We start from the raw sequence: 16,189 nt of genomic DNA, 5'->3' as shown, positions 1-16,189 counted from the left end.
GGGGGCCTCAACGGTAGATGGTCAGCGCCAGGGCGCCATACAGGCAGGTGAACAGACCGACGCGCAGCAGCGCCGGGTGCCAGGCGTGGCGGTAAAGGCCGCACCAGGCGAACAGCCGGTCCAGCGCCCAGCCCAGCAGGAAGGCGACCAGGAACAGCAGGGTCAGGCTCGGCAGATAGACACCGTGCAGGGCGATCTCACGTGGCATGGGCGAATCCTTGCGCAGGGGCCGGTTCGTCAGCGACGGCCAGCGGCGTCTGCGGATCGAGCAGCGAGGTGCGGATGAAATGCAGGTAGCTCTGCAGACGACGCAGGGGCGAAGTCTCGAACTGTGGCGCACAGGGCTCGGCGGTGGTCCGTACGCTGTCGATGGCCTGCTCCACGGCGGCCAGTGCGCGCTGGCGGTTGGCCTCGGACGGCTGGATGAACAGCCGTATCAGGGCCCGGCCCATGGCGCGGATGGCGTTGCGCCAGGGCATGGACTCGGCGTAGCAGGACAGCGCCGGCAGGCGCGCCTGCTCCAGGCGCAACTCGATCACCGCATGGCCGACCTCCTGCACCAGGAACATCCAGCGCAGCAGCTGGCGCTGCACGTCGGGACGCCCGGCGGAATACAGGTAGGCCTGGTTCAGCAGGTCGCGGGTGCCGCTTTCGAAGCCGGATACCAGGCCCTTCATCCGCCCGCTCACGGCGTTCACCACGCACATGCGCAGATCGCGTTCCAGGCGCCGCCAGAGCCAGGGGCGGTTGGGCGGCAACAGCACGGCGGCCGCGGCGGTGGCGATGGCCATGGAGAGCACCGAGGCCAGGTATTCGTTGAGCACCCGATGGGGGTCGAACAGGGTCTGGTTGGCCGGCATGGAGGTCATGCTGAACCACACCAGCAGGCCCAGCCCGGCACCGGCCAGTTGCGGCCGCGAGAGCATGTAGGCGCCGAGGGCGACCACCGGCGCCAGGGCACAGCAAAGCAGCGCAAAACCATCCAGTTCGGGCAATACCCAGAAGGTCATCAGGATGCCGAGGCAGGCGCCGCCGAAGGCACCCAGGGTGAGTTGCAACGACAGACGCCTGGGGTTGGAGGACGACGACGCCAGGGCCGACACCATGCCCACGGTCATGGCGAAGGTGCCGCCGCTGGGCCAGGCGGTGGCCATCCAGAACAGGCTGAGCAGGAGGATCAGCAGGCTGCTGCGCAGCCCTGCCACCGCGGCGGCCACGGCGTTGGCGCGGGGCCGGAAGCTTTCCTTCCACTGCTCGCGGGCATGGTGGTCGTCCAGCAGCGAGGCATGGGTCTGGGCGTAGTTGTGCAGGTCGTCGGCGAAGCGATAGAGCAGCTCGGCGGCGGTATCGAAGTCCAGGCCCTGCGCCTCACTGGGCTGCTGCATGGCCAGTCGCGCGCGGCCGGCACGGATCAGCTCCATCAGCTCCTGCTTGCAGGCCTCCAGGCGTGTAGCCAGTTGTGCCGCGTCGGCCTCGCTGCTGAGGCGGTCGCGCAGTGGCGCCAGCAGGCCGGAGACTTCCGCGAGACAAGGCTGCAGCGCCTCCAGCACCACGCCACCACCGTAGGAGCCAGCTCTGCTGGCGAGCGAGCTTTCGCGAGCAGAGCTCGCTCCTACAGGTGGGGTCGGCGCGCCGGGCGACTCATTGGCCAGGCGCCGGAGCAACTGGTGCAGGCCATGAAAGCGGGTGGAAAGCACCATGAACTCGTTGTTCAACCGCGCCAGCCGGCCACTGCGCATGCGCATGTGCGGATCTTCGAAGGCGGTGGCGCTGCGCATGTTCTCGAGACTCACCGCGGCGGCGGCGAAGCGCGCGTTGTGGGCATCGAAGCGGGCGGTGTCGAGGCTGCCGGCCAGGCCCTCGCAGGCGAAGGCGGCGAAGTCGCGGAAGCGCCCGTGCAGGGTATTGCGCAGGTCGGTGCTGGTGCTCTGCGGCAGGATCAGGCCGTTGACCAGGCCGGTGCAGAGAATCCCCAGGGTGATCTCCAGTACCCGCCAGAGGGCGAGCATGAAGGCGTCGTCGGGGTGACTGGTGGCCGGCAGGCCGATCATCACCGCCGTGTAGCCGGCCAGCACGCAGGCGTAGCCGCGAAAGTCGCGATAGCGTGCGGCACCGGCGGTGCACAGGCCGATCCAGATGGCCAGGCAGAGCATGAACAGCACCCGTTCCTGGTTGAACAGGGCGATCAGCGCCACCATCACCGTCAGCCCCAGCAGGGTGCCTACGATGCGGTAGAAGCTCTTGGCCAGGACCTGGCCGCTCTGCGGCTGCATGACGATGAACACCGTCACCAGTACGGTACCCGGCTGCGGCAGTTCCAGGCGGTAGGCCAGCCAGAGGGCGAGGAAGGCGGTGAGCAGGGCCTTGAAGATGAAGGCCCAGGTCAGGCCGTCACTGCGCGCCCACTCGGCCAGCGCGCGGTTGAAGGTGTGCACCATGGAGATTCCTCAGGGCTTGGGGAGAAAGCGCAGGCGCGGTTCCTGCGGGGCCAGGCTCGTATCGGCCGGGCCGGCGGGCTCAGGCAGCACGCCACCGCCGAGGGCCAGCAACAGCTCGGCCTGGGCGCCGAGCAGCGCCGCGCGCACTTGCTGCTGTTGGAGCTGGCGCTGGAACAGGGTGGGCTGGGTTTCCAGCACCGCATCGAAATCGGTGAGCCCGCGCTGCTGGGCCAGCAGCGCGAGGTCGCAGGTCTTCTGCGCCGCTGCCACTGCCTCGGCAGCCAGCTCCTGCTGCTGGCGCAAGGACTTGATGCGCACCAGGGCATCGGCCACCTGTTGCAAGGCGCCAACCAGGGTCTGGTTGTACTGCTCCACCGCCAGGTCATAGCCGGCGGCGGCCGCACCCAGTTCGCCACGCCGCAGTCCGCCATCGAACACCGGCAGGCTGAGGGCGGGACCCAGGCCGTAGGTGAGCTTGTCGTAGCGGAGGAAATCCAGCATGCCGCCCTGGGTGGCGTTGGAACCCAGGCCGCCGAGCAGGTTGATGTTCGGGTAGAAGCCGGCCTTGGCGACTTCGATTCCGCGAGCCTGAGCGGCGACCTGCCAGCGGCTGGCCACCAGGTCCGGGCGGCGGCCGAGCAGTTCCAGCGGTAGATGCGCCGGCAGGCCGGGGAGATTCTGCAGGGCGAGCGTGGGCCGTTGCAGGCGTTCGCCCTCCCCCGGCCCCTTGCCGGCCAGTGCCGCCAGTTGGTTGCGCACCAGGGCGATGGACTCGCCCAGGGCATCCAGCTGGCGATGGGTTTCCGGCAGCGGCGCTTCGGCGCGGCTGACCTCCAGGCGGGTGCCTATGCCATCCCGCAGGCGCCGCTCGGCCAGGCGCAGGATTTGTTCCTGTTGTGCAAGGTTGGCCTGAGCGACATCGCGCTCGGCATGCAGCAGCGCCAGGCGGATGTAGTTGCGCACCAGGTTGCCCTGCAACTCCAGCGCCGCCATGCGCGCCTCGGCCACGGCCACCTGGGTCTGGTCCAGGGCCTGGTGGCTGCGGCTGCGCTCGCGGCCCCAGAGGTCGAGGTCATAGCTGAAGCCGAGCAGGCTGGTGTTGTTCCAGGTGGTGGTGCGGGCCAGGTCGCCGGGGCCGTAGAAGAAGTCGTCCGGCCAGCGCTTGTGCTGCAGGCTGGCGTCCAGGTTGACCTGGGGCTGCTCGGCGGACTCGACCACCCCGGCCAGGGCGCGGGCCTGGCGCACCCGCGCGGCGGCCATGGCCAGGCTGGGGCTGCCGGCCAGGGCCTGATCCATCCAGGCGTCCAGCTGCGGGTCGCCATAGGCGCGCCACCACTGGGCGCTGGGCCAGGCGGCATCGTGCTCGGCGCGGCGGATGGCCAAGCCGGGGTCAAGCTGGGCGGCGTCCAGGCGATTGGCCTGTGGCGCGATGCCCTGGCTGTCGATACAGGCGGAGAGGAGCGAAACAACGGCGAACAGACTGGCGCGGGCGACGCCGGGCCAAGGATTGCGGTGCACTGCGGCATATCCTGCGGGCTGGAAAACCAGGAACGAGGCCTGGAACGGCGGCGATTCTAGGGCCGGGCGGGAGCGAGGATAAGGCGACGGATAGATGAAGCATTGTGTACTGAATCAGCCATAATCCCGGACACACTTCGTGACAAAATTCGCATCCCTCCCGGGCCAGGACCCTCCATGGACATCCTCTTCAACATGCGCGCCTTCGTCTGCGTGGCGGAGACTGGCAGCTTCACCGCCGCCGCCCAGCGCATGGACCTCACCACCTCGTACATCTCCCGCGCGGTGGCCACCCTCGAAACCCACCTGCGTACCCGCCTGCTGCACCGCACCACCCGCCGCATCGCCCTGACCGAAGCCGGCCAGCGCTACCTGCTGCGCTGCGAGCAGATCCTCGGCTACATCGAGGAGGCCGAAGCCGAGGCCAGCGAGGCCCACGCGCGCCCGGTGGGCAACCTCAAGGTCCACGCCATGACCGGCATCGGCCAGCACTACCTGATCAAGGCCATCGCCCAGTACAGCGAGAAGTACCCGGACGTGAGCTTCGACCTGACCTTGGCCAACCGCACCACCGACATACTCGACGAGGGTTACGACATCTCCGTGGTCATCGCCCAGGAGCTGCCGGACTCGGGCTTCATTTCCAAGCAGCTGGGCACCACCTACAGCGTGCTCTGCGCCTCCCCCGGCTATATCGAGAAGCACGGCGCGCCGCGCCTGCCCTCGGAGCTCTCGAAGCACCGCTGCCTGCGCCTGGTGAACAATGTGATGTCGCTGGACAAGTGGCTGTTCGAAGGCCCGGACGGCCAGGAGATGGTCAGTGTCAACCAGACGCCCTTCCAGGTGAACACCGCCGACGCCATGACCGAGGCCATCAAGGCCGGCATCGGCGTCGGCGTGCTGCCGGTGTACTCGGCCATCAGCGGCCTCAAGGACGGCAGCCTGGTGCGCGTGCTGCCCCATTACAGCCTGTTCCCCCTGGGCATCTACGCGCTCTACCCGTCACGGCAGTTCCTCGATGCGAAGATCCGCACCTGGGTGGAGTTCCTCCGCGAATTCCTGCCGGAGCGCGTCGCGGCCGACGAGAAGGCCGTGGTCGAATACAGCCTGAGGTTGGGCATTCCCCGGAGCTGACTGATGACAGGCCTTGTGGGGGCGAATTCATTCGCTATGCAGACCGAAGGGCTGCCCTGCAAGATTCCAAAGGGGTAGCTGCGCTGCCCTTAGCGAATGAATTCGCCCCCACAGGAAAAGCAAAGCGCGCCCTGTTCCCCCACCTTGGCTAGCAAGTCGTAACCCGGATGCAATCCGGGAGCGGCGGTGGGATTTTCCTGGATTTCATCCAGGCTGCTGACTGCTTGGCGAATGAATTCGCCCCCACAGGAATAGCAAAGCCCCTGCGTTTCATTCCCCCGCCTTGTCCAGCATCTTCCGACTGCGCTCGAACCAACCCAGCAGGTAGTCCGCCAGCACCTGGGTGCGCCGGGGCAGGCCGGCCTGCCAGGGGTGCACCAGGAACACCGGCGTCTGCCGCGTCTGGTAGTCCCGCAGCAACCACACCAGCCGACCATCGGCCAGTTCGTCGTAGATCATGTAGGACGGCAGCCGCGCTATGCCGGCGCCGGTCAGCACCGCCTTCTTCAACAGGCTGTAGTGGTTGCTGGCCAGCGCCCCCGCCACCTGGACCCGCTCCACGTGATGCTGGCGGTGGTAGAGCCATTCCTCGAAGCCGCTGTAGTGGGTGTTCAGCAGGCACTGGTGACGGGCCAGGTCCGCCGGCTGCGTGGGCTCGCCGTGGGCCGCCAGGTAGGCCGGCGTGGCGCAGGTGATTTCCTGCAGGGAGAACAGCGGCCGGGCCACCAGGCGCTCGTCGATGTCCATGCCGGAACGGATGGCCAGGTCGAAGCCTTCGGCCACCAGGTCGCGATAGCCGTTGTGCAGGTCCAGTTCGATGCGAATCTGCGCGTGCTGGCGGGTGAAATCCAGCAGCAAGGCATCGAAGAAGGTCTCGCCCAGGGACACCGGCACCGTCAGCCGTACGCAGCCGGCCAGTTCCTCCTGCAGGCGCCGCACCGACTGCCGCGCCCGCTCGGCCTGGGCGGCCAGGGCCTGGGCTTCAGGCAATAGCGCCGCCCCGGCAGCGGTCAGGCCCAGACGTCGGGTGGTGCGGTGCAGCAGCGCCGCGCCCAGCCCTTGCTCCAACTGACGGATGCGCTTGGACAGCTGGCCCTTGCTGCAGCCCAGACGCTCGGCGGCGCGGGTAAAGCTGCCGCTCTCCAGCAGCACCGCGAAGGCTGCCAGGTCTTCCATATCGCTCATGGCGGATACCACTCGATTGTTTCCAATTGAAAATCAAAGATTTCCAATTGCATGGATTATCGATCACAGAGGCCACTCTACACTGAGCGAGAAGTCCTACAACAACCCAGGAGCCACCCCATGAGAATCATCCTCGTCGGTGCCAGCGGCACCATCGGCAGAGCCATCGACAACGAATTGAAGGAGCGCCACGAGATCGTCCGCGTCGGCCACAGCAGCGGCGACCTGCGGGTGAACATCACCGACCCGGCGTCGATCCGCCAGATGTTCGAGCAGGCCGGCCCCTTCGATGCCCTGATCAGCGCGGTAGGCAAGGTGCATTTCGGCGCCCTGGCCGAGATGAGCGAGGCCGAGTTCGCCATCGGCCTGAAGGACAAGCTGATGGGCCAGGTCAACCTGGTGCTGATCGGCCGCGAGTTCGCCAACGATGGCGCGTCCTTCACCCTGACCTCCGGCGTGCTCAGCGATGACCCGATCCGCTACGGCGCCTCGGCCAGCCTGGTCAACGGCGCCATCGACGCCTTCGTGCGCAGCGCCGCCATCGAACTGCCACGCGGGATCCGCATCAACAGCGTCAGCCCCACTGTGATCGAGGAAGCCCTGCCCGCCTACGCCCCCTACTTCCGTGGCTACAAGGCAGTGCCCGCCGCACTGGCTGCCCTCGCCTACGCCAAGAGCGCCGAAGGTGCACAGACCGGACAGGTCTATCGGGTCTGGTGACAGCCCACAGGCCAGCTAGAGCTCGCCGGCGTAACACACCGGCGAGCTGGGCGGGCCGCCGCGTTCCAGTTCCTCCTCGAGGAACTCGGCCAGTACCCGGGCGTTGTTGTGCGCTTCGTCGCGTGCCGCATAGAGCAGCGTGAGGTGGCCTTTGCGCGCCATCTCCAGCAGTCCCTGCCAGTGCTCGGGATGGGCCGCCAGCTCGGCGCGGTAGAGCAGGCGGAATTCGTCGAACAGCGCCGGGTCGTGGCAGAACTGCTTGCGCAGGCCATCGGAGGGCGCCACCTCGCGCAGCCAGGCCGCCAGCCCCAGGGCATCCTTGCGGCAACCCCGCGGCCAGAGGCGATCCACCAGCACGCGCTGGCCGTCTTGCTTATCCACAGGCTCGTAGACGCGCTTGTACTGGATCATCCGCCCTCTCCACCCTTGAGCTGGGCGCCCCGCACCGGTAACTTGGCCGCTCCCTGAAGGAGACCCCCGATGCGTTTCGCCCGCCCCCTGCTGTTCAGCCTCTTGCCCCTGTTCGGCGCCTGCCAGATGTTCGCCGAAAAGGCCCCCGCCCCTGCCGCCAACCTGGTGCGTCTGCAGGGTGAGCTGAGCGTAGACGCTGGCCAGGTGATGTTCCGCCCCTGCGGCGAGCAACGCCGCTTCGCCCTGGTGGACAGCGGCGCTACCGGCCTGCTGCCCGAGGCCGCGAACCTCTCGGCGGACGGCCCCGGCACGCTGTTCGCCGATGTCCGCGCCAGCATGGGCCCGAGCGGCGTGCAGGGCGCCGACGGCCAGCTGAACCTGCAGACGCTCTATCGCCTGCAACGTGAAGGCCACGGCTGCGAGGACCCCAACTTCAAGCGCCTGCTGCTGCGTGCCGGCGGCCACGAGCCGGACTGGAGCATCAACGTCAGCGGCAAGGGCCTGGTGCTCGACCGGCCCGGCCAGCCCTCCCTGCCCCTGCCCTACATGGAGGAACAACTGCCTGATGGGCGCTTCAACCTGTCCAGCGAAGCCAACGGCCAGCGCCTGGAACTCTGGGTGGCACCCCAGCGCTGCGTCGACAGCATGAGTGGCGCGGTCCAGCACCTGACCGCCGAACTGCGTCTGGACGGCAAGCCGCAAAGGGGCTGCGCCTCCTTCGGCGGCGCCCGCGACGACTGATCCCACGGTCTCTGCCAAGCATTCCCCCGGCAACAACGGACACCCTTCGGGCCCTTCGTCGCTAAGCTGAACGAAGGACAACCGGAAGGAGAATGCCATGCTGCGAATCGCCCTGAATGGATACGGGCGCATCGGTCGCGCTGTGGTTCGTGCGCTGTTCGAGAGAGGTCTCGACCAGCGCCTGCGCATCGAAGCCATCAACGACCTCGGCGACTTCGAGTCGCTGGCCCACCTCACCCGCTTCGACTCCACCTTCGGCCGCTTTCCCGGCCACGTCGCCCTGCACGACGACCACCTGCAGGTGAACGGCCAGACCATCCGCCTGCTGCGCGAGCGCGATCCGGTCAACCTGCCCTGGCAGCAGTTGGGTGTGGACCTGGTGCTGGAATGCTCGGGCAAGATGAAGAAACGCGCTCAGGTGGAACAGCACCTCACCGCCGGCGCGCCGCGCGTGCTGTTATCACACCCGCTCGATAGCGCCGACCTGACGGTGGTCTACGGCGTCAACCATGAGCTGCTGGGCAGCCAGCAGATCGTCTCCAACGCCTCCTGCACCACCAACTGCCTGGCGCCCCTGGCCATGCTGCTGCACCGTGAAGTGGGCATCCGCAGCGGCCTGGTAACCACGGTGCACGCCTACACCAACGACCAGAACCTCCTGGACAAGAGCCACGGCGACCTCTATCGGTCCCGCGCCGCAGCGCTCTCGATGATCCCCACCAGCACTGGCGCGGCCAAGGCCATCGGCCTGGTGTTGCCGGAACTGGCCGGGCGCCTGGATGGCCTGGCGGTACGGGTGCCGACGCCCAACGTGTCCTTGCTGGACCTCAGCTTCATCGCCGAGCGCCCAGCCAGCCGCGAGGCCATCAACAACGCCCTGGCGGCCGGCGCCCGCGACCTGCCGCCGGGGGTGATGGAATGCAACTCGCTGCCCCTGGTGTCCAGTGACTTCAACGGCTACCCCATTTCCTGTGTGGTGGACCTCAACCACACCCGGGTACAGGGAGAGCTGGTGAAGGTGCTGGCCTGGTACGACAACGAGTGGGCCTTCGCCAACCGCATGCTGGACGTGCTGCTGGCCTGGCTGACGCCCTAGGGCTAGTCCAGAACGCCTGCCGGTGCCGGCGCGGTGCTGCGCCACTGGCTCAATGCCACGCCGGCGAACACCAGGCCCGCCGCCAGCAGTTGCATGCCCGTCAGCCGCTCGCCGAGGAAATACCAGGCGAAGACCAGGGTGAACACCGGGATCAGGTTGATGAAACCGGTGGCCTGGCTGGCCGGCAGGCGCGACACGCCGAAGTTGTAGAGGCCGTAGGCGCCCACCGTGACCACTGTGCCCAGGTAGAGCAAGGCGCCTACGCCCAGGACGCTGACCGACCCCGGCAGCGGTGAGGTGACCCAGGCCAGTGGCAGGAAGAACAGGCTGCCGATGAAGGCCTGCATGGCGGTGAGGAAGAACGCCGAGTAGCGCGCCGACAGGTGCTTGAGCAGCAGGGTGTAGCCGGTGGCGCAGAGCATGGCGACGAATTCGTAGAAGTTGCCCAGCAGCGGCTGCGGCCCATGGGCGTCGGATTCGCCGGCCAGGCTCAACCAGACGGCGCCGAACACTGCCAGGAGGAAGCCGGCCAGGGTGCTGCGGGTAATGCGTTCGTGCAGCAGGGCGAAGGCGCCTACCGCCACCAGCAGCGGCAGGAGCGCGGTGATCATGCCGGCCTGGGACGCACTGGTGTGCTGCAGCGCCAGGGCTTCGAAGATGAAGTAGAGGCAAGGCTCGCAGGCGGCCAGGCCCAGCAGGTACTTCCAGTCGCCAGGGCGGTAGTCGAGATTGCCGCGCCAGCGCCAGGCGAGCAGGAAGACCAGGCTGCCGAGGGCCATCCGGGCGAAGATCACCCAATGCGGCGCGACCTCGCGAAAGGCCAGCTTGAGGGCGATGAAGGAGCTGCCCCAGAGCGCCATGGCCAGTACCAGGCAGGCCACCGCCACCAGTCGACCTTGCTGCGCCATGGATCACCTCCTGTGGAAAAACGCCAGTCTAGGCGGGCGCTCCCCGCCCCAGACAGGCACAACGAGCTGGAAAAACTGTAGCGCTCACTGGTCCCAGGGCTTGCCGCGGGTCTTCTGGTCCAGGGGCAATTGCTGCAGGACCGCGGCCTTGGCCAGCATGTAGGCGCTGACCGGCGCACTGATGAAGAGGAACAGGCTGATCAGCAGTTCGTGCAGGCTGAGGCCGTCACGGCCGGCCGAGAAGAACACCAGCGAAGCCACCACTACGCCGCCGACCCCCAGGGTGGTGGCCTTGGTCGGGCCGTGCAGGCGCATGAAAAAATCTGGCAGGCGATACAGCCCGAGGGCGCCGATCAGCACAAAGAGGCTGCCGAGGATCAACAGCAGCGAGACGAGTATTTCCACCCAGAGGGCCAGGGGTTCGCCGATCATTCGATGATGTCTCCGCGCAGCATGTATTTGGCCACTGCCACCGTGCTGACGAAGCCCAGCACGGCGATGAGCAACGCCACTTCGAAGAACAGCTCGCTGCCCTTCCAGATGCCATAGAGCATCAGCATCGCAATGGCGTTGACGTAGAGGGTGTCCAGCGCCAGCACGCGATCCGGCAGGCAGGGCCCCTTGATCAGCCGGGCCAGGGCCAGCAGCAACGCCAGGCCGAGCATGGCCAGGCACAGCGGGATCACGTAGGCGAGCATGGGAATATCTCCTTCAGCGGCGCCTCGTAGCGCGTCTTGATCTCGGCCACCATGGCGGCCTTGTCCGGCACGTCCAGGCCATGCACCAGCAGGGTCCGGCGGTCGGCGCTGAGGTCGGCGGCGAGCGAACCCGGCGTCAGCGACACCACGCTCACCAGCACGCTGATGGCCAACTCGTTGTCCAGCTCGATGGGCACCTCGATGAAGGCCGGGCGCAGCGCCTCGACCCGGCCCAGGGTCAGCCGCGCCACATGGAAGTTGGCCACCAGCACATCGCCTATCACCATCAGCAGGAAGCGAAACAGCTTCAGGGCGTGCCAGCGCTTGGGCCGCTCGATCAGCAGCGGCTTGAAGCAGAAGGGAATCGCCCAGCCGAGGAAGCCGCCCAGCAGCCAGTGGCCGAAGGCGAACGAATCCACCAGCAGCAGCCAGACCAGCAGCAGCAGCAGGCTTTCGGCGGGATGGGGAAAGAGTCGACGCATCATGCTCCGGCCTCCCCGAGAATGCCGCGGTACAGGTTCAGGTCATGCAACTGCGCGGCGCTGGCCCGGGCGTAGTCCAGCAGCGGCTGGGCGAAGGCCACCAGGGCGATGCTGCCGGCCAGCAGCAGCAGCGTGGCGAAGAGCCGGCCACCATCCAGCTCGGCGCTGCCGAGCATGGTGTTGCCGGTGCGCCAGAACAGGGTGCTGCCGGCGCGGCTCAGGGCGACCAGGCTGATGAAGCCCCCCAGCAACAGCACGCTCCACAGCGGCAGTGCCCCACCGCCCGGCGGCACCGCCTGTAGCAGCAGGACCTTGGCGAAGAAGCCCGACAACGGCGGCAGGCCGGCGACCGCGATGGCGCCGAAGAAGAAGGCGGCGCCGAGGATGTGCGGATTCTGCAGGGCCGGACCCTGCACCAGGTTGCAACCCTTGTCGCCGCGCTGGCGGCTGACCAGGTCGGCGAGCAGGAACAGCGCGCCGGCCACCCAGGTGCTGTGCAACAGATAGAAGAGCGCCGCGCCCTGGGCCTCGGGCGTGCCCAGGGCGATGGCCGCCAGCAGGGTACCGGCCGACACCACCACCAGGTAGGCCAGCAGGCCCTGCAGGGTGCTAGCGGCCAGGGCGCCGAGGGCGCCGACGATCACGGTGGCCAGGGCCAGGGGCCAGAGCCACGCCTGGGCCAGGTTGGCCAGCTCGCCGGCCTCGGGGCCGAAGACCAGGCTGTAGACCCGCAGGATCGAGTAGATGCCCACCTTGGTCATGATCGCGAAGAGCGCCGCCACCGGTGCGCTGGCGGCGGCGTAGGCGCGCGGCAGCCAGAAGTACAGCGGCAGCAGTGCCGCCTTGAGCGCGAACACCAGGAGCAGGAGCAGCCCGGCGGCGGCCAGCACCGGCGCCTGGTCCGGTCCGGCGGCGGCCACCTGGCGGGCCATGTCGGCCATGTTCAGGGTACCGGTGATGCCATAGAGGGTGCCGACCGCGATCAGGAACAGCGCCGAGCCGGCGAGGTTGAGGATCACGTAGTGCAGGCCCGCCCTCACCCGCTCCGCGCCGCCGCCGTGCAGCAGCAACGCATAGGAGGCGATCAGCAGGATCTCGAAGAAGACGAAGAGGTTGAACAGGTCGCCGGTGAGGAAGGCGCCGTTGATCCCCAACAGCTGGAACTGGAACAGCGCATGGAAACGCAGCCCGGCGCGGTCGTCGCCACGCACGGCGTAGAGCACTGCGGCGCTGGCCAGCACGGCGGTGGCCAGCAGCATCAGCGCGGCCAGGCGGTCCAGCATCAGCACGATGCCGAAAGGCGGCTGCCAGCCACCCAGGGCGTAGACCCGCAGCTGGCCGTCGTCGGCCTGCTGCATCAGCAGCAGGGCCAGCGGCACCAGGGCCAGGGTGGCGAGCACCGACAGGCTGCGCTTCAGGCGCTCGTTGGACGGCAGCACCAGCAGCAGGCCGCCGGCGAACAGCGGAATCAGGATGGGCAGGATCTGCAGGTGATTCATGGCGACGACTCCCCGTTGGGGCGCCCGTCCACATGGTCGTTGCCCAGGTCGCCGACGCCGCGCAGGGCCAGCACCACGACGAAGGCCGTCATGGCGAAGCCGATGACGATGGCAGTCAGCACCAGCGCCTGGGGCACCGGGTCGGCGTACTGGACATCACGCCCCAGCACCGCCGCCTCGCCGCTTAGACGACCCATGGCGAACAGGAACAGGTTGACGGCATAGGACAGCAAGGTCAGCCCCAGCACCACCGGGAAGGTCCGCCCGCGCAGCAGCAGGTAGACGCCGCAGGCGGTGAGCAGGCCCAGGGTCACGGCGAACAGCGCTTCCATCAATGAACCTCCTTGATCGCGGCGGGGGCCAGGCTCACCCGCCCCAGATTGACCAGCACCAGCAGGGCGGAGCCGACCACGGTGAGATAGACGCCGAGATCGAACAGCATGGCGGTGGCCAGCTCGAATTCGCCCACCAGCGGCAATTCGAAATGGCCGAAGGCAGTGGTGAGGAAACTGTGCCCGAAGAACCAGCTGCCAAGGCCGGTGAGACCGGCGATCAGCACCCCGGTACCGGCCATGCGCTGGTAGTTCAGCGGCATGCGCTGCTCGACCCAGCCGATGCCGCTGGCGATGTACTGCAGCACCAGCGCCACGGAGGTGATCAGCCCGGCGATGAAGCCGCCGCCCGGCAGGTTGTGCCCGCGCAGGAAGATGAACACCGAGATCAGCAACGCCAGCGGCAACAGCAGGCGCGACAGGGTCTCCAGGACCAGCGGGTGTTTCGCATTGGCCCAGTTGCGGCCCTGGGGATCGCAGGTGGGGTTGCTCAGGCGGAAGCCGGAAAGCATGGCGAAGATCCCAACGGCAGCGATGGCCAGGACGGTGATCTCGCCCAGGGTGTCGAAGCCGCGGAAGTCGACCAGTATCACGTTCACCACGTTGCTGCCGCCGCCACCGGAAAGGCTGTTGGCAAGGAAGAATTCGGCGATGCCCGCGTAGGGGCGGGTCAGCACGGCGTAGGCCAGCAGGGCCACCATCACCCCCACGCCACAGGCCAGGACGAGGTCGCGCAAGCCGCGCAGGCTGGAGCTTTCCCCCGGTGTGCGGGACGGCAGGTAGTAGAGCGCCAGGATCAGCAGCACCAGGGTCACCACTTCCACCACCAGTTGGGTCAGGGCCAGGTCGGGTGCCGAGAAGCGGGCGAAGGCCAGGGCCACCAGCAGGCCGGCAACGCCGAGGATCATCAGGGATATCAGGCGCTGGCGATGAAAGATCGCCGTCAGCACGCCGGAGAGGGACAGCACCACGAGGCCGAGGGCGGTTATGCCATCCAGCGGTGTCAGGGGACGCGAGCCGGCGATCTGCGGCAGCGGCGCCAGGGAGACAGCCATCAGGACCAGGGCGCTGCCCAGCAGCCAGGCCAGGTAGCGCTGCAGCGAGCCATTCTCCAGATGCCCGGTGAGCCAGCGGGCCATGGCCGTGACGCGTTGCACCTGCTGCTCGAAGACCTCCTTGGCATCGGTGTCGGGCAGGCCGGCGTACCAGCGGAACAGCGGCTTGCGCAGGACGTAGACGAGCACACCGCCGATCAACGCCACCACGCTCATGGCCAGCGGCAGGTTGAAGCCGTGCCAGATCGCCAGGCTGTACTCCGGCAGTTCACCGCCGAGGCTCGCGGCGGCAGCCGCGGCCAGCAGGGGCGCCACCGTATACCCCGGCAGCATGCCGACCAGCAGGCAGAGGAATACCAGGATCTCCACCGGAACCTTCATGTAGCGCGGCGGCTCGTGGGGCGGGAACTTGGGCAGGGACACCGGCTCGCCGTTGAAGAAGACGTCGTGGACGAAGCGCAGCGAGTAGGCCACCGAGAACACCCCGGCCAGGGTCGCGGCCGCCGGCACCAACCAGCTGAAGCTGCCCAGGAGGTCCTGCTGCAGGGTCTCGCCGAAGAACATCTCCTTGCTCAGGAAACCGTTGAGCAACGGCACCCCGGCCATCGCCAGCGACGCCACCATGGCGAGGACCGCGGTGTGCGGCAGGTACTTCCACATCCCGTTGATCAACCGCATGTCGCGGCTGCCGGTCTCGTGGTCGATGATCCCGGCGGCCATGAACAGCGAGGCCTTGAAGGTGGCGTGGTTGATGATGTGAAACACCGCCGCGACGTTGGAAAGCTGCGAATCCAGGCCGAACAGCAGGGTGATCAGGCCCAGGTGGCTGATGGTCGAGTAGGCCAGCAGGCCTTTCAGGTCGTGCTGGAACAGCGCCATAGCCGCGCCTATCACCAGCGTCGCCAGGCCGCTCAGGCTGACCAGGTAGAACCAGAGGTCGGAGCCGGATAGCGCCGGATAGAGGCGCGCCAGGAGGAACACACCCGCCTTCACCATGGTGGCGGAGTGCAGGTAGGCGGATACCGGGGTGGGCGCCGCCATGGCGTGGGGCAGCCAGAAGTGGAAAGGGAACTGCGCGGACTTGGTGAAGGCGCCCAGCAGCACCAGGACCAGGGCCAAGGGGTAGAGGTGGTGGGTGCGGATCTGCTCGCCCGCCGCGAGGACCTGGGTCAATTCGAAGCTGCCGGCCATCTGCCCCACCAGCAGCACCCCGGCCAGCAGCGCCAGGCCACCTCCGCCGGTGACCGCAAGAGCCATGCGCGCGCCCTTGCGCGCATCGGAGCGATGGCCCCAGAAGCCGATCAGGAGGAAGGACGACAGGCTGGTCAGTTCCCAGAACACCAGCATCAGCAGCAGGTTCTCGGACAGCACCACCCCGAGCATGGCGCCCATGAACAGCAGCAGGAAGGCGAAGAAGCGCCCCATGGGCTCCTCTTTCGACAGGTAGTAGCGGGCGTAGAGGATGACCAACAGGCCGATGCCGAGGATCAGCAAGGCGAAGAGGAAGCCCAGGCCATCGAGGCGCAGGCTGAAACTGAGGCCGAAACCGGGCAGCCAGGGCAGGACCAGCTTCAATGTGTTGCCGGCGAAGACACTATCGGCCTGGAACAGCAGCAGGATCAGGCCGCTCAGCGGAACCAGGGCGGTGACGCCCGTGCAGAAGGAACGGCCATGGCGCTCGGCCAGTGGTGGAAGAAGAGCCCCGAGAAAAGGCAGCGCGACAATCAGCGCCAATATCATCCATAACTCCCCTAGGTCAGCGCCATCTCACGTCAAAGGTTGGAAATGGCAGGCGAAAAAACCTGGCGATTATCCATTACTATCGATTGAGCGCGATAGATTGAATTATTTCAAAACGCTAGCGAGGCTGGAAAACGCCCAGCCCAAGGTGCGGCAGGCTTGAAGGACTGCCGCCCCGGGAAACAGGACTGGTACGGGAAAGAGCAGCTGTCCCGATCGGGACAGCTTAGCT

At 67.4% G+C, this 16,189-nt stretch carries 16 protein-coding genes; 4 read left to right on the top strand and 12 right to left on the bottom strand.

Going from position 1 to position 16,189, the window contains the following annotated elements:
• Nucleotides 1-7: 7 nt before the first annotated feature.
• Genes E8F11_RS03655 through E8F11_RS03645 form a run of 3 tightly spaced genes read right to left on the bottom strand, consistent with a single transcriptional unit; the run spans nucleotide 8 to nucleotide 3,956 of the window.
• Nucleotides 8-208, bottom strand: a complete 201-nt coding sequence (locus E8F11_RS03655; protein WP_120652388.1) for a DUF1656 domain-containing protein — start codon at nucleotides 206-208, stop codon at nucleotides 8-10.
• Complete coding sequence (locus tag E8F11_RS03650; RefSeq protein ID WP_280287444.1) at nucleotides 198-2,438, bottom strand: FUSC family protein; 2,241 nt, start codon at nucleotides 2,436-2,438, stop codon at nucleotides 198-200. The genes E8F11_RS03655 and E8F11_RS03650 overlap by 11 nt, the downstream gene beginning before the upstream one ends.
• 9 nt (nucleotides 2,439-2,447) lie before the next feature.
• Entirely contained in the window at nucleotides 2,448-3,956 is a 1,509-nt protein-coding gene (locus E8F11_RS03645) for an efflux transporter outer membrane subunit (protein ID WP_280287443.1), read from the bottom strand.
• A 177-nt stretch (nucleotides 3,957-4,133) separates the two neighbouring features.
• On the opposite strand from E8F11_RS03645, the gene E8F11_RS03640 reads away from it, so the two are divergent.
• Entirely contained in the window at nucleotides 4,134-5,090 is a 957-nt protein-coding gene (locus E8F11_RS03640; protein WP_280287442.1) for a LysR family transcriptional regulator, read from the top strand.
• A 270-nt stretch (nucleotides 5,091-5,360) separates the two neighbouring features.
• Here E8F11_RS03640 and E8F11_RS03635 read toward each other — a convergent pair whose 3' ends face one another.
• On the bottom strand, nucleotides 5,361-6,275 hold the full coding sequence (locus tag E8F11_RS03635; RefSeq protein ID WP_280287441.1) for a LysR family transcriptional regulator: 915 nt from the start codon (nucleotides 6,273-6,275) through the stop codon (nucleotides 5,361-5,363).
• A gap of 120 nt (nucleotides 6,276-6,395) precedes the next feature.
• On the opposite strand from E8F11_RS03635, the gene E8F11_RS03630 reads away from it, so the two are divergent.
• A complete protein-coding gene (locus E8F11_RS03630; protein WP_280287440.1) occupies nucleotides 6,396-6,995 on the top strand; it encodes a short chain dehydrogenase in 600 nt (199 codons plus the stop codon).
• Nucleotides 6,996-7,010: 15 nt separating this feature from the next.
• Here the strand turns inward: E8F11_RS03630 and E8F11_RS03625 are convergent, their stop codons facing one another.
• A complete protein-coding gene (locus tag E8F11_RS03625; RefSeq protein ID WP_280287439.1) occupies nucleotides 7,011-7,406 on the bottom strand; it encodes a DUF488 domain-containing protein in 396 nt (131 codons plus the stop codon).
• Nucleotides 7,407-7,475: 69 nt separating this feature from the next.
• Here E8F11_RS03625 and E8F11_RS03620 point away from each other — a divergent pair, with 69 nt between their 5' ends.
• Both E8F11_RS03620 and gap read left to right on the top strand, forming a co-directional pair.
• Nucleotides 7,476-8,147, top strand: coding sequence for a hypothetical protein (locus tag E8F11_RS03620; RefSeq protein WP_280287438.1), 672 nt, complete (start codon nucleotides 7,476-7,478; stop codon nucleotides 8,145-8,147).
• A gap of 97 nt (nucleotides 8,148-8,244) precedes the next feature.
• Nucleotides 8,245-9,243 carry a type I glyceraldehyde-3-phosphate dehydrogenase gene (gap, locus tag E8F11_RS03615; protein ID WP_280287437.1) on the top strand — a complete coding sequence of 333 codons (999 nt, stop codon included), beginning with the start codon at nucleotides 8,245-8,247 and terminating at the stop codon, nucleotides 9,241-9,243.
• A gap of 2 nt (nucleotides 9,244-9,245) precedes the next feature.
• Here gap and E8F11_RS03610 read toward each other — a convergent pair whose 3' ends face one another.
• From E8F11_RS03610 to E8F11_RS03580, 7 genes are all read right to left on the bottom strand, one after another.
• Entirely contained in the window at nucleotides 9,246-10,151 is a 906-nt protein-coding gene (locus E8F11_RS03610; RefSeq protein ID WP_280287436.1) for a DMT family transporter, read from the bottom strand.
• 84 nt (nucleotides 10,152-10,235) lie between these two features.
• A complete protein-coding gene (locus E8F11_RS03605; protein WP_280287435.1) occupies nucleotides 10,236-10,583 on the bottom strand; it encodes a Na+/H+ antiporter subunit G in 348 nt (115 codons plus the stop codon).
• The gene (locus tag E8F11_RS03600; RefSeq protein ID WP_280287434.1) at nucleotides 10,580-10,849 is read right to left on the bottom strand and encodes a K+/H+ antiporter subunit F; all 270 of its coding nucleotides are present in this window, start codon (nucleotides 10,847-10,849) and stop codon (nucleotides 10,580-10,582) included. The genes E8F11_RS03605 and E8F11_RS03600 overlap by 4 nt, the downstream gene beginning before the upstream one ends.
• A complete protein-coding gene (locus E8F11_RS03595; RefSeq protein WP_280287433.1) occupies nucleotides 10,834-11,334 on the bottom strand; it encodes a Na+/H+ antiporter subunit E in 501 nt (166 codons plus the stop codon). Before E8F11_RS03595 ends, E8F11_RS03600 begins: the two co-directional genes overlap by 16 nt.
• The gene (locus tag E8F11_RS03590) at nucleotides 11,331-12,830 is read right to left on the bottom strand and encodes a monovalent cation/H+ antiporter subunit D (protein ID WP_280287432.1); all 1,500 of its coding nucleotides are present in this window, start codon (nucleotides 12,828-12,830) and stop codon (nucleotides 11,331-11,333) included. Before E8F11_RS03590 ends, E8F11_RS03595 begins: the two co-directional genes overlap by 4 nt.
• Nucleotides 12,827-13,162: a Na+/H+ antiporter subunit C gene (locus E8F11_RS03585; protein WP_280287431.1), complete on the bottom strand. Its 336-nt coding sequence runs from the start codon at nucleotides 13,160-13,162 to the stop codon at nucleotides 12,827-12,829. Before E8F11_RS03585 ends, E8F11_RS03590 begins: the two co-directional genes overlap by 4 nt.
• Complete coding sequence (locus E8F11_RS03580) at nucleotides 13,162-15,957, bottom strand: monovalent cation/H+ antiporter subunit A (protein ID WP_280287430.1); 2,796 nt, start codon at nucleotides 15,955-15,957, stop codon at nucleotides 13,162-13,164. Before E8F11_RS03580 ends, E8F11_RS03585 begins: the two co-directional genes overlap by 1 nt.
• Nucleotides 15,958-16,189: the final 232 nt, after the last annotated feature.

It is taken from the genome of Pseudomonas sp. BN417 (assembly GCF_029871205.1).
Lineage (GTDB): Bacteria > Pseudomonadota > Gammaproteobacteria > Pseudomonadales > Pseudomonadaceae > Metapseudomonas.
The sequence above is the reverse complement of the archived record's forward strand: the minus strand, read 5'-3'. Positions and strand labels throughout refer to the sequence as shown.

Bases quoted from the DNA above. Each gene is read 5' to 3' on its own strand.
- E8F11_RS03655 (WP_120652388.1), bottom strand. From the start codon at position 208: ATGCCACGTGAGATCGCCCTGCACGGTGTCTATCTGCCGAGCCTGACC.
- E8F11_RS03650 (WP_280287444.1), bottom strand. From the start codon at position 2,438: ATGGTGCACACCTTCAACCGCGCGCTGGCCGAGTGGGCGCGCAGTGAC.
- E8F11_RS03640 (WP_280287442.1), top strand. From the start codon at position 4,134: ATGGACATCCTCTTCAACATGCGCGCCTTCGTCTGCGTGGCGGAGACT.
- E8F11_RS03635 (WP_280287441.1), bottom strand. From the start codon at position 6,275: ATGAGCGATATGGAAGACCTGGCAGCCTTCGCGGTGCTGCTGGAGAGC.
- E8F11_RS03630 (WP_280287440.1), top strand. From the start codon at position 6,396: ATGAGAATCATCCTCGTCGGTGCCAGCGGCACCATCGGCAGAGCCATC.
- E8F11_RS03625 (WP_280287439.1), bottom strand. From the start codon at position 7,406: ATGATCCAGTACAAGCGCGTCTACGAGCCTGTGGATAAGCAAGACGGC.
- E8F11_RS03620 (WP_280287438.1), top strand. From the start codon at position 7,476: ATGCGTTTCGCCCGCCCCCTGCTGTTCAGCCTCTTGCCCCTGTTCGGC.
- gap (WP_280287437.1), top strand. From the start codon at position 8,245: ATGCTGCGAATCGCCCTGAATGGATACGGGCGCATCGGTCGCGCTGTG.
- E8F11_RS03610 (WP_280287436.1), bottom strand. From the start codon at position 10,151: ATGGCGCAGCAAGGTCGACTGGTGGCGGTGGCCTGCCTGGTACTGGCC.
- E8F11_RS03605 (WP_280287435.1), bottom strand. From the start codon at position 10,583: ATGATCGGCGAACCCCTGGCCCTCTGGGTGGAAATACTCGTCTCGCTG.
- E8F11_RS03600 (WP_280287434.1), bottom strand. From the start codon at position 10,849: ATGCTCGCCTACGTGATCCCGCTGTGCCTGGCCATGCTCGGCCTGGCG.
- E8F11_RS03595 (WP_280287433.1), bottom strand. From the start codon at position 11,334: ATGATGCGTCGACTCTTTCCCCATCCCGCCGAAAGCCTGCTGCTGCTG.
- E8F11_RS03590 (WP_280287432.1), bottom strand. From the start codon at position 12,830: ATGAATCACCTGCAGATCCTGCCCATCCTGATTCCGCTGTTCGCCGGC.
- E8F11_RS03585 (WP_280287431.1), bottom strand. From the start codon at position 13,162: ATGGAAGCGCTGTTCGCCGTGACCCTGGGCCTGCTCACCGCCTGCGGC.
- E8F11_RS03580 (WP_280287430.1), bottom strand. From the start codon at position 15,957: ATGATATTGGCGCTGATTGTCGCGCTGCCTTTTCTCGGGGCTCTTCTT.